Raw genomic sequence first — 11755 nt, 5'->3', positions numbered from 1 at the left:
GGGCGGGGGCGAACGATCAGGAAGAGCTCCAGGCTGCCGTAGACGATGGCCGCAAGGAAGAGGAAGATGACGACCGCGAAGACCGTCGCGGCCGTGGGGAGGCCCCCGATGGTCATGATGGAGGCGATGGCGATGAGCAGGAACCCGAAGGTGAACGCCCCGAGGAACCGCTTCACGCGGTCCGCCATGATGAAGAGCCTCGCCCGCCGGACGTCCCGGTTCATCCGGGTGAAGGCCACGTAGGTCAGCAGGAGAAGGGCACCCGTCACCGCGAGGCTGCCCTCAACCGCGATCTCGAAACCCAAGGCCGCCAGGTCCATCGCATTCCCTCTCCGGGACTGCACGTTCATCGGGAGCCACGGGATATGAAAGTAGTGCCCCAATTCTCAGTTCCGATTTAGGGCGAAGAAAAGGGCAAACCGGATAAGGCAAGGACTACGGGAGCATCTTCTCGCGCCGGATCAGCCGGGGTGTCGCCGCGAGCAGCCCCAAGGAGACGGCCGCGACGACGGCCGAGATGATCAGCTCGACGACGACCGCGAGAGAGCCCGTCGCGAGCGGCGCCAACATCGCGCCTACGAGTACGAACGCGCCGATCGCGATGCCGAGAGGCTGGTTCATCCCCATGGGCTGCCGCTGCAGCGAGGTGAAGGCGGACATGAGGACGGTCACCAAGGCCACCACCGCCGGGCCCAGGGCAAGAGAGCAGACGACCACGGTCGCGGCCAGCGCGACGCCGCGTCCGAGGAGCAACGCAACAAGCCCGGAGGTCACACCGCCCACGACGATCGCGGGCAGCCCGAGGATCAGGGAGGCAGCCAGGTACGCGCGGAACACGTCCCGCTGGTCGAACCCCATGGACAGCAGGTATTCCAGCGTCCCGTTGTCCTTGTCGTGGACGAAGAGCAGGGACACGGGCGCCGCCGCCATGAGCCCCGCGATGCTCACGAGGGCCACGGGGATCAGGGACAGGTACGCCTGGACATCCACGGGAGAGCCCGCGGTGTTCAGATTGTTCGGGACAAGACCACTCACGACGGACAGGATGATCCCCAGGAGGGCCAGGAAGAAGGACGCGCCCACGTACAGGATGCCCAGGCGCATCGCGCGCTTCGCGATCGTCACGTTGAAGGACATCACGATCCCTCCGTGAACAACGACTCGAGCGGGTTGTCCAGCTCTTTGACCTCTGTGACGACGATGCCCGCGTTGACGAGTTTCTTGACGATCTCCCCGACCTCCTCCGGAGAGGTCACCGTCCGCACGAAGTAGCCGTTCTCGAGTTTTGCGTCAACCACGGCGGACACGTCGCCGCGTGCCTTGATCCCCACGCGGTACGAGGCGGGTCGCAGGTTCTCGATGCGGTCGAAGAAGCGCAGCGAGCCCTCCTTGATCAAGACGAGGTACCGGCCGATCTCCTTGGCCTCGAACAGGTTGTGGGAGGAGTACAGGACGATCTTGCGCTTGCTGAACTCGAGGAGGAGGTCGCGGACCTCTTTGGCCATCGCCGGATCGAGGTTGCTCGTGGGCTCGTCGAGGAGGTACAGGTCGCGGTCGTTCAGGAGCGTCTTCGCGATGGACACGCGCTTCTTCTGTCCCTGGGAGAGCTTGGTCACCTTGATCTCCGCGAGGGGGCCCAGCTGCAGGGTGTCCATGACCCGAGCGATGTCGCCGCCCTCGATGGACGCGTAGAAGCCGAGCGCGTCCCTGACCGTCATCTCTTCCGGGAGCGCGTTCAGGTGGGAGAGGTAGCTCATCCGCTTCCGCGTTTCCCGGGAGGCGAACACATTCTGACCGTCGAAGGACACGGTGCCGCGGTGCGGCTCCAGGATGCCCGCGATGGTCCGGAGCAGGGTGGTCTTCCCCGCGCCGTTGGGCCCCAGGACCACGTAGATGGACGGCTCCGTGACGGCGAGGTTGATCCCCCGCAACACGTCCATGCCGTTGTAGCCCGAGTCCACGTCGGTCAATGTCAGGGATGGCATGACTCACACCTCCCAGCCCGCTCGCGGAGACGCCCGCTGGCGGTCAAATACCCTTGGACGGGAATCCCCGGGCACAACGGTCTCGACGACGGTCAACGGGGAGGCGTTGCGTGGCCAATCCGGCGCACCGATCCCGATGGCGTGAGCCAGCCGCTCATGGCGATCCGGCCGGACAGGAGTCCTGTGGGGACATGCCGGGATCCCGCCACCGCAGGGAGAAACGTTCCCTGTCCGGATGGGCCGCCGCGCCAGCGCGGCTGCGGAGATCGGAGCTCGCTACGCTGGGGACGCGGAGAGTGTGACGACCTGCGTCTTCGCAAGGAAGAGTCGGTGGCGGAAGGCGAGGAGGAGCAGGAGAATGAGCACGGGCGGGACCACGCCACCGGCCGCGGAGGGCTGGACGACGAACGTGGATACCGCATCGAAGACGATCGCGTGCGCGTTGACCCCGGCGGTTTGCCCCGCCGAGCGCGATTTCGCTCTTCCGAACCCACTTTTCGACACGAGCGCCGGGATTAGGAACCTTGGGCTCGAAGGACATTCGATAACCGCTACTCAACGTTGATAAAGCGACTCGATGGTCGAGGCACGATGTCCGTGGGGGAGCGGACTCGACTCACGTTGCGTGCGTTCCCAGCGATCGCGCTTGGACTCCTCGCCGGAGTCAAGCTCCTCGCCACCGGTTCCCCAGGTCTCGGTGCGGGCGTCCACCTCGGTATCCTGGCGGCCGCGACACCATCGGCCTGGGACGCATCGACGGCTGCCGCCTCAGACGTCCCGTTGTCCCTCGTGGCCGTGGGCTCGGGGCTTCTCGTGGCCATCGCGTTCACCGCCGGCTACTTCGTCCTCCCGCGCGGGGGCGTGGACGAGGTCTTCCTCGTGCACGACAGCGGCCTCCTCCTAGTCCACTTCTCGAAGACCCTAAAGCCCGAGAAGGATCGCGACGTCCTGGTCGGCATGCTCACCGCGGTCCAGTCCTTCGTGAAGGACGCGTTCTCCAAGGCCTCCGCGACGAACCTCAAGGAGATGGACTTCGGGGACCGCAGGCTCCTGATCTGCAAGGGCGCGTACGGCTACCTGGCCGTCCTGATCCAGGGACGCACCCCGCTCGGCATGGCGCGGCGCATGCGGCTCGCCCTCGCCGAAGTCGAGGCGAAGTATCGCGCGGCGATCGCGAGCTGGGACGGCAGCTCGGATGCGCTCTCGGGCGCGGACGACCTGCTCATCGCGGGGCTGCTCACGGGATGGCTCAAGCGGTTCCAGAAGACCGTGGTCGCCATGCTTCGCTGGACGCGGACGAGGCTCGCAGCGCGGCAACGTCCCGCACCTCCGGCCGCGAAGCCCGCGGCGGCCCGAGGCATCCAGGTCGATCCCCGGGAGACCGCACGCGCCCTCCTGCGACGGCCCGAGCTCCAGAGCTTCCGGCCCGAGTACCGGGACATGATGGCCACGGCCCTCCAGCAGATCGAGGAGGGACGCTTCAGCCTCACGGGCCTCGCGAACATCTACATGGTCATGGCCCTGCAAAAGAATCCGCGGCCCAACGTCGTGGGGTGGTGGAACCTCGTCCTTCGGACCGTACGAGACGTCCTGTGGACCTGGCCGTGGACGCCGCGGAGCCAGTCCTGGGTCCTCGACGAGTCCGCGATGCCCGTCCTGCCTCCCGACGCGAACCCGTCCCCGATCAAGGCGCCCGTCAAAATCACCGCGGAACCTTCCCTGGCGCCACCGCTTTCCGCCGTGGCGGCCGCCCGTCGCGCGGCAAATGCGGAGCCCGCGGATTCCGCGTGACGCCCCGCGGTCCTCGAGCATTATCATCGAGACGATGATAAGACGCCAAGGCTTTTGTAGCGCGCTGCCTCATGGCGGACCATGCGCGAGGAGGAAGCGGCGAGGGCGTTCGAGACCCTCGGCCTCACCGGGAAGGAGTCGCGGGCCTATCTGGCCCTGCTGCGAAACGGCGTGTCGACCGCCCAGCAGGTGAGCGCGCTCCTGTCCGTCCAGTATCCCGCGGTGTACCGCATCCTCCAGTCCCTTCAGGCCAAGGGATGGATCGAGGTCTCCCAGGAGCGCCCGAACCGCTACCGGGCCCGCGCCCCGCGGATCGTCGCCGAGGAGTCGCGGCAGGCGCGCACGGACGACCTCTCCGCCGCCTCCGAGCTTGTCGCATCCCTGCACGAGACGGTCGTACCGCGGACGCGCGAGACGGACGGGGACCTCTGGATCTACAAGGGGGCGGAGGGCATCGGCCGCAAGCTGCGGGAAATCGTCCTCTCGAGCACGACCCAGATCCTCTGCGTCTCTCCCTTTCCCGTGGCCCCGGAGGTCCTGCGACTCGTCTTCGACGCCCTGAGCCGCTCGCGGCGCGTGGTCCGGGTCGTGCTGAACGAGGGAAACAAGAAGGACCTCCCGGAGCTCGGCGCACTCCTCGGTCGGAATGTGCGCGTCGCCTTCCGCTTCCCCGGCCGGCCGCTGCCGCGGACCCGGCTCGCCCACAGCTATGTCTTCCCGAGCGACCAGGAGGTCTTCATCCTGAACTCGTTCTACCGCGACGGCGAGCTCGTGGGGGACAAGCTCCAGGGCCTCTGGGTCGGAGACATGGACTTCGTCCGCATTCAGCTCGAGGCCATGCTCGAACACGTGGGGGATGAAGAAATCCGGCAGACCGCGACCCCTCCGGTGCGTTGAAGCAGGAGCTGAGGGCAAGGATGACTCCGGCGTCCTTGCGCGAGTTATTTCTACCCTCGGGGGCATGTGCAGCGTCGTCGGAGGGTGCCATGCCACACGCCCTCGATGTGGACGACCGTGCCCCGGTCCGACGGCTCGGGCCGCGGTCTCCGTCGATCCCGGCTCTCGCCCTCGCAGTCACCCTGGCGTTGGTCGCGGCAGCGCTCCTTGCGAGCTCGGGCCCATCACCGCCCACTGTTCCTCTGAGCAGCACGTCAGCGGCGCAGGTACCGCGGGCCAGCGGGGCTTCGAACACCTGGACGAAACTGAGCCCGCTCACGGCACCGTCGCCGCGGCAGGACCCCCTGCTCGCCTTCGACTCTCGCTCGGGCCGGGTCATTCTGTTCGGGGGATGGAGCACGTCGCCCATTGGCACCGTCTTCAACGACACGTGGTCCTACGATCCAGCAGCAAACCAGTGGACGAACCGCACTCCCTCGACGCACCCGACGATCGGGTGCAGCGTGTGCTTCGCAACCGCGGCGATGGTCTACGATTCCCGAGCGAACCGCGTGATCCTCTTCGGCGCGAGTTCCAATCCTGGCGGACAGCCCAAACCGACCTGGGCCTACGACCCCGACGCGAACACGTGGACCCCGATGCACCCGACCTCGACTCCGTTGGCCGGCCACGACTTCGGTATCGTGTACGACGTCGCGGCCGACCGAGTCCTCCTCTTCGGCGGCGGGGAGATCGCGCCGGACATGTTCGACGTCGGCAACAACGAGACCTGGTCCTACGACTACGCGAACGACGCATGGACCCGCCTTGCGCCCGCCGCGTCGCCGCCGAGCCGATTCGGCGGCTCGATGGCCTACGACCTGAAGGCGGACCGCACCTTCCTCTTCGGAGGCTGCACGAACGGCGACCGGCTCTGGCCCTCCTGCGCGGAGGCCAACGACACGTGGTCCTACGATTACGGAGCGAACACGTGGACGAATCGAAGTGCCGCCGCTAGCCCGCCGCCGGCGGTTGCGCTTCCCATGGTCTACGACAGCCTCGCGGACCGCCTCATCCTGTTCGGCCAGGGTTGGGCAACAGGGAATCAGACGTGGTCGTACAATGTGACCACCAATCTCTGGACCGCCCAGCATCCCACCGTAAGTCCGCCGGTCCGGAGCTATCCGGGCATGACCTACGACTCGGTCCGCACCCAGACCATCCTGTTCGGCGGCGGCGGGCCTACGTTCCTGAACGACACGTGGACCTACGCGTCCCTCGGGATCTCGGGGGGCGGCAGGCCCACCCATCCGTCGGAAATCCCGGTGGTCGCTTGGATCGGGATCGGCGTGGTCGTGGTCGCGGCCGTTGCGTTCACCGCCGTGGCCCTCTGGAGCGTGCGGCGAAACCGCGGGGGTCCGCCCCGCGGATCCCCGTAGCGACGCCACGATCCGACGTGGCATCCGCCTCTGGGAGACGAGCCGCGGAACCCGGGAACGGATGGCCAGAAAGCGGCATCCATATAGCCCTTCCTGCCGGGCCTTTGTCCATTCCGAACAGCCACTGACAAGACTTGAAATAGGGGCGGATGCCAAGGATTCGACGCCCTACCAGGGGACGGGATCCTTGGTGGTCTTCACCGCGTCCTCCAGCTCATTGGGCCCCATCGATGGGCTCTGTGTCAGTGCGAACCAGAAAAAGGGAGGTGAGAAGCTGCCCGGTGTGCTCCAGTTTGAACTGTTCCGGCGCCACCAGGTGCTTCCGTCCGAATACCCGAACCGGATCTTCGATCCGGAACGTCGGGGCTTCGGACTGGAGCGCCGCTCGATCAAGGAGTCGTGATGCTTCCTTGATACGAGCCCGTCGTCCCAGTGCGTGGCGATCCTTGAACCCGTCTCCCTTTTCTTTCCGACCTTCCTTCTTCGCTTCAAACCGCGTGAGCGAGACCACCATCTCGAACGCGCCTCGCGGAACGCGTAGCGCGGGGTTCCCCGGAAACCTCTTTCCGTCGAAACAGGCATGACGAGGACGTGTCCCAAAGACCGCGGTTCCGGGAGCGACTGCGTGCTGCTCTCGTCGTGACTGGGATCACTCTGGGGATCCTCGTCCTGTTCTTCCTGCAGTTCGCCCTTCCCTATTGGCTGGGACCGCTCGGCCTCGCCGTCGCGGTCTTCGTCGACGCGGCCATCTACGGGGAGCTGCGCCACCGTCATAACAAGCGCAGGCGTGCGCGCATGGGCATCCGAGACCTGGGCGGTCCCGCAGATCTCCACGCGGCCTTCCATGACAGGCGCCCCCCCAAGGATGAGTATGTCGTGACGGTCGCCTTTCTGGTGTTCGTCGTCGGGATCTCGATGGAAGGGGTCGCCCTCCAGGCCAATTCCTGGTCGGCCACGTACATCATCCTCAATGAGGTTGGGTCCGCGTTGATGCTCATCGCGAGCCTAATCTGGTGGCCCTACTCCTGGAGATTCTACGATTGGAGGTCGGAGTCGGAGAAGTACGACACGACGGAGGATCACTGAGTCTCGTCAGCGCGTTTTTGCGACCTGGGCTTCGAGACGCTGAAGGAGATCAGCATCCTCCTGAGCCATCATCCGATTGATCGTCCCGGTCATGAGCCGCATCATGCCGCGGCCCTTCATCTGGGCGGTGTAGCGGACGTTGGTCCCCGGCCCCGTGGCGGTCAGGTGGAACAGGAGGTCGCCCTCCATGGCGTCCGATTCCACCCGCAGACCGAGGGTCGAGGCGCGGTCGCAGGCCACGACGCGGATCGTGGACACCATGGTCCGCTTGCCCGCCCGCCGCGTCTCCCGCCACGACGTGCCGACGCCGAACGGGCGGTCGTCGAGGCGCTCCACCTTCTGGACCGCGGGCATCCACTGCGGGGCTTGGTTTGGATCCGTGAGCACCGAGAAGACCTCCTCGGGGGTGGCAGGCAGGTCGGCCTTGAGCTCGAGCGCCATGGCCGTCCGCACACGGGGGCCGGCTATAAGCGTTCCCCCGAGGTCCCGCAGGACCGAACCCCCGCCGGTCCGAGACCGTTCGCGGCCCTTCCCTCACCCGGGAGTCCTTACACCTCTTACCTAGGCATGAAGCCGGTTCGACCACTACCCACCCTGAGCGGCAGGGTGTGCCATGGCGGTCCTGGGTCTCCGGTTCCTCGACAAGGCGGAAGAAGACGTCGTCCACGCGGCGAGCTTGGAGTGCCTCGAGACGGTCGGGCTCTTGGTTCACAGTGGCCGCACGCGGCACATGCTCGAGGCCGCCGGCGCGCTCCCGGGAGACCGCAAGGAGCTCGTGACCTTCCCCGAGTCCATGGTCCTGGACGCGGTCCACACGGCGCCCAAGTGCTTCGTGCTCGGGGCGCGGGATTCGCGGCACGATCTCCACGTTCCGGTCACGGGCGCACCCTACGTCTCGACGGGCGGCGTCACCCTGTCCATCATGGACCCGGAGTCGGGCGTGCCCCGACTCGCCACGACAAAGGACCTCGCGGACATCGCACGACTTGCGGATGCCCTGGATCCCATCGATGCGGTCTGGCCCCTCGTGACCACGTCGGACGTCCCGGCCCATGCGCAGTTCGCGAACGAGCTCTGGGTGTGCCTGAACCACACGACGAAGCACGTCCTCGGCTCCGCGGGCTCGGGGACGCTCGGCGTGGCCGACGCAAAGCTGCAGATCGAGCTCGGGGCGCTCGCTACAGGAGGGACCGAGGAACTGAGAAAGCATCCGCTCTTCTCCGTCCTGAGCTGTCCGATCGCTCCCCTGTCCTTCGAGACCGGCGCGGTCGAGGCCCAGGTCGATTACGCGCGCGCCGGAATCCCGGTCATCGGGATGTCCATGGCCATGGGCGGGATGACCGCACCGGTCACCCTCGCCGGGACGATCGTCACGTTGAACGCGGAGGCGCTCGCGAGCCTGGTCATCACGCAGACGGCGGCGCCCGGCGCGCCCCACATCTACTGCTCCGAGGCGACCATGGCGGACATGGCGAGCGGCTACATCGGGTACCGCGGACCCGAGGCCCCCATGATCTTCGCGGCCGCGGCCCAGATGGCCCGGCGCTACGGCCTGCCCAAGATGACGGGCATCCTGGGAGTCGACGCGCCGAAACCGGGCGTGGGGGTGCCGTTCGGCGAGCTGGCCACCCTCATGCTCACGGCCATGTCCGGGACGGACCTCTGCTCCGGAATCGGCGGCCTCGACCTCGATGCGGGCTGCTCCCTGGAGCAGATGGTCATCGATGCGGTCCAGTGGGAGGACTACCGCGCGTTCCTTCGGAATTTCGCCGTGGACGAGAAGACCGCGGCCCTCGACGTGATCCGCGAAGTAGGGCCCGGTGGTTCGTTCCTGAATCAGGCGCACACGGCCAAGAACTTCCGGAGCCAGCTGTACTTCCGAAGCAAGAAGGCGGCCGTATACGGAGCGACCATGTCGGACCGTATGGTCCCCGATGCGCGGGACGTCGTCCGGAAGACGCTGCGGGAGCATTCCGTCGAGCCCCTGGACCGCGACGTCCGACGCAGGGGTGACGAGATGCTGAAGGAGTACGCCCGGACTCCCACGCCCACTCTGTAGGCCCGAGGGCGGCAGACGTCAGGCGCGGAGCTTCGCGTCGTGCACGCCCGCCTTGATCGCCTGGGCCATCTCCTTCGCGGGCTTGCCCTCCACGGTCACTCCCATGGATACGCACGTGCCGACAACCTCGAGGACGCGGGACTTCAGCTCCTTCCCCTGCATCACGTCCGCCTTCATCTTGGCGATCTTGACCGCCTGCGGCAGCGTGAGGTTGCCGACGCGGGTCTTGCCTGCGTCGCCGGAGCCCTTCTCGATCCCCAGCTCCTTGATGATGAGCGCGGACGTCGGCGGGGTGCCGACCGTGATCGTGTACGCCTTCGTCTTCGGGTCGACGACCAGGGTGACGGGGACCTTCATCCCCTCGAACGCCTTCGTCTTGTCGTTGATCGCCTTGATGATCTCGACGATGTTCACGCCGAGGGGACCGAGGGCGGGGCCTAGGGGTGCGCCGGGCGTGGCCTTGCCTCCGTCGACGAGTACGTCGAGTTTCTCGGCCATGACACGGACCTCAGTGGGCTGGCCTGACCGAGCCGCCTGACATAAACGTTTCGCCCCGCGGTGGGCGTGGGGCAAGGGTTAACCCGACGGAGACCATCGCGGCGCGTGTGGTCCGGATCGATCCGCGGACGGGCATCCTGTTCGGCTGGGCTGCCGTCGTGGTCTGGGTCGTCCTCTACCTGATCGCGGCGCTCTCGACTCCGGGCTATTCGATCACGGCCGAACGCCTCAGCGACCTCGGCAACCCAAGCGCTCCCGCTCCGTGGGCGTTCAACTCCGCGTGCATCCTCGCGGGCCTCTTCTTCCTCCCCTTCGCCGAGACCGTGGGTACGGGCCTGAGCAAGTGGATGCGGCGGGTCGGGACCATTCTGCTGAGCGCCGCAGCGGTCTTCTTGATTCTCCTGGGGGTGTTCCACGAGGGTTCGCCCTACAACCTCCACTTCCTCTTCTCCGCGCTCTTCTTCATCCTCCTCATGATGGCCATCAGCCACTACGCGGTCGCGATGTGGCGGAGCCCGCGGTACGGGAAGATGTCCGGGATCCTGTCGGTCCTCGCGAGCGGGTTCGCCCTTCTGTTCATCGTGGCCGCCCTCGTCGAGAGCCTCGCGACGCCGCCCATCCCGGAGAGCGCTCTCTCGAACGCCCTCGAGCACCTCACGGTCTTCGCGGGGCTCGCCTGGGCCGCGTGGAACGCTTGGCGAATCTTTCGATTCGCGAGGGCGTGACCGCCCCGTGTTTCCTCAGGCGGCCTCAAAGACGGGCTTGATGCGCTCGATGGCCCAGTCGATGTCCGCCTTCGTGATCACGAGGGGCGGCGCGAAGCGGACGGTCTTCTCGTGCGTGTCCTTCGCGAGGACGCCCTTCGCCATGAGCTTCTCGCAGATCGGCCGGACGGTCTCGTCCTTGCCCAGGTGGAACTCCACGCCGATCAGGAGGCCTTTCTGGCGGATCTCCCTGATCTTCGGGTTCCGGATCTCCTCGAGGCGTTTGCGGAAGTAGGCACCCATCTTCTCCGCGTTCTCCGAGAGCTTCTCCTCGACGAGGACGTCGATTGCGGCCTCGCCAATCGCGGCGGCCAGCGGATTGCCACCGAACGTGCTCCCATGGCTGCCCGGTGTGAAGACGTCCATGATGTCCTTGCGCGCCAGGGACGCAGACACGGGATAGAGGCCGCCGCCAAGGGCCTTGCCCACGCAGAGCACGTCGGGCTTGATACCCTCGTGCATGAACGCGAACATCTTGCCCGTGCGGGCCCACCCGGTCTGGATCTCGTCCAGGATGAGGAGGATCTTGTGCTCGTCACAGATGCGTCGCAGCTCCTTGAGGTAGCCGGGCGAGGGGATGTTGATGCCCGCCTCGCCTTGGATCGGCTCCACGAGAATCCCGATCGTCTTCGGAGTGACTGCCCTCTGGACGGCGCGGACATCGTTGTACGGGACCGTGACGAAGCCGGGCGTGAACGGCCCGAAGCCCCGCCTCGAGTCAGGGTCGCTCGAAAAGCTGATGATCGTCGTCGTGCGCCCATGGAAGTTGTTCTCCATGACGATGATCTCGCCCTCGTCCTCGGGGATGCCCTTGGTTTCGTGCATGAAGCGCCGGGCGACCTTGATCGACGTCTCGACCGCCTCGGCGCCCGTGTTCATCGGCAGGGCGACGTCCATCCCCGCAACCTCGCAGAGCTTCTTCAGGAACGGCCCCATCCAGTCGTTGCAGAAGGCCCGCGACGTCAGCGTGACCTTGTCCATCTGGTCCTTCGCGGCCTTCACGATTCGCGGGTGCAGGTGGCCCTGGTTGATCGCCGAGTACGAGCTCAGCATGTCGATGTACTTCTTGCCCTCGACGTCCCACACCCAGACGCCCTTCGCCTTCGAGATGACGACGGGGAGCGGGTGGTAGTTGTGAGCGCCATACGTCTCGTCCAGTCCGATGTAGTACTTCGCGTCCATGAACGTCACCGAGTCTGTTGCAAAGCCATACCGCGCTGGGACGTAAGCATTATGTCCATTCCACCCCGTCCGAAT

Annotated in this window: 14 protein-coding genes; 7 read left to right on the top strand and 7 right to left on the bottom strand. The window is 66.4% G+C overall.

Translation table 11 applies throughout. The annotated features are described in order from the left end of the window. The 4 genes from VEY12_12925 to VEY12_12910 form a co-directional block, all read right to left on the bottom strand. Nucleotides 1–320, bottom strand: a 320-nt coding sequence (locus VEY12_12925; GenBank protein ID HYM41024.1) for a hypothetical protein, incomplete at its 3' end; no start/stop codon positions are given. A 115-nt stretch (nt 321–435) separates the two neighbouring features. Beyond that, the gene (locus VEY12_12920; protein HYM41023.1) at nt 436–1137 is read right to left on the bottom strand and encodes a hypothetical protein; all 702 of its coding nucleotides are present in this window, start codon (nt 1135–1137) and stop codon (nt 436–438) included. Further along, nucleotides 1137–1985: an ABC transporter ATP-binding protein gene (locus tag VEY12_12915; GenBank protein HYM41022.1), complete on the bottom strand. Its 849-nt coding sequence runs from the start codon at nt 1983–1985 to the stop codon at nt 1137–1139. The genes VEY12_12920 and VEY12_12915 overlap by 1 nt, the downstream gene beginning before the upstream one ends. A gap of 276 nt (nt 1986–2261) precedes the next feature. Further along, on the bottom strand, nt 2262–2489 hold the full coding sequence (locus VEY12_12910; protein ID HYM41021.1) for a hypothetical protein: 228 nt from the start codon (nt 2487–2489) through the stop codon (nt 2262–2264). Nucleotides 2490–2576: 87 nt separating this feature from the next. Between VEY12_12910 and VEY12_12905 the strand changes: the two genes are divergently transcribed. The 5 genes from VEY12_12905 to VEY12_12885 all read left to right on the top strand — a co-directional run bounded on the left by VEY12_12905 (nt 2577) and on the right by VEY12_12885 (nt 7177). Next, nucleotides 2577–3776, top strand: a complete 1200-nt coding sequence (locus VEY12_12905; protein HYM41020.1) for a hypothetical protein — start codon at nt 2577–2579, stop codon at nt 3774–3776. 81 nt (nt 3777–3857) lie between these two features. Continuing rightward, the gene (locus VEY12_12900) at nt 3858–4673 is read left to right on the top strand and encodes a helix-turn-helix domain-containing protein (GenBank protein ID HYM41019.1); all 816 of its coding nucleotides are present in this window, start codon (nt 3858–3860) and stop codon (nt 4671–4673) included. Nucleotides 4674–4762: 89 nt separating this feature from the next. Beyond that, on the top strand, nt 4763–6091 hold the full coding sequence (locus VEY12_12895; protein ID HYM41018.1) for a kelch repeat-containing protein: 1329 nt from the start codon (nt 4763–4765) through the stop codon (nt 6089–6091). Between the two features lie 190 nt (nt 6092–6281). Then, entirely contained in the window at nt 6282–6494 is a 213-nt protein-coding gene (locus VEY12_12890) for a hypothetical protein (protein HYM41017.1), read from the top strand. Between the two features lie 188 nt (nt 6495–6682). Further along, on the top strand, nt 6683–7177 hold the full coding sequence (locus VEY12_12885; GenBank protein HYM41016.1) for a hypothetical protein: 495 nt from the start codon (nt 6683–6685) through the stop codon (nt 7175–7177). A 6-nt stretch (nt 7178–7183) separates the two neighbouring features. On the opposite strand, the gene VEY12_12880 is transcribed toward VEY12_12885, so the two are convergent. Beyond that, nucleotides 7184–7618 (bottom strand): SRPBCC family protein, encoded by a 435-nt coding sequence (locus VEY12_12880; protein HYM41015.1) that lies wholly within the window; start codon nt 7616–7618, stop codon nt 7184–7186. Nucleotides 7619–7790: 172 nt separating this feature from the next. Here VEY12_12880 and VEY12_12875 point away from each other — a divergent pair, with 172 nt between their 5' ends. Beyond that, nucleotides 7791–9236 (top strand): trimethylamine methyltransferase family protein, encoded by a 1446-nt coding sequence (locus tag VEY12_12875; GenBank protein ID HYM41014.1) that lies wholly within the window; start codon nt 7791–7793, stop codon nt 9234–9236. Nucleotides 9237–9254: 18 nt separating this feature from the next. Here VEY12_12875 and VEY12_12870 read toward each other — a convergent pair whose 3' ends face one another. After that, nucleotides 9255–9734 carry a 50S ribosomal protein L11 gene (locus tag VEY12_12870; protein ID HYM41013.1) on the bottom strand — a complete coding sequence of 160 codons (480 nt, stop codon included), beginning with the start codon at nt 9732–9734 and terminating at the stop codon, nt 9255–9257. A gap of 107 nt (nt 9735–9841) precedes the next feature. Between VEY12_12870 and VEY12_12865 the strand changes: the two genes are divergently transcribed. Continuing rightward, nucleotides 9842–10459, top strand: coding sequence for a DUF998 domain-containing protein (locus VEY12_12865; protein HYM41012.1), 618 nt, complete (start codon nt 9842–9844; stop codon nt 10457–10459). Nucleotides 10460–10474: 15 nt separating this feature from the next. Here VEY12_12865 and rocD read toward each other — a convergent pair whose 3' ends face one another. Beyond that, a complete protein-coding gene (gene rocD, locus VEY12_12860; GenBank protein ID HYM41011.1) occupies nt 10475–11680 on the bottom strand; it encodes an ornithine--oxo-acid transaminase in 1206 nt (401 codons plus the stop codon). Between the last annotated feature and the right edge of the window lie 75 nt (nt 11681–11755).

This window comes from Thermoplasmata archaeon, assembly GCA_035632695.1.
GTDB lineage: Archaea > Thermoplasmatota > Thermoplasmata > RBG-16-68-12 > RBG-16-68-12 > RBG-16-68-12.
Note: the sequence above shows the minus strand (reverse complement) of the source record. Positions and strands in the feature narration are given on the sequence as shown.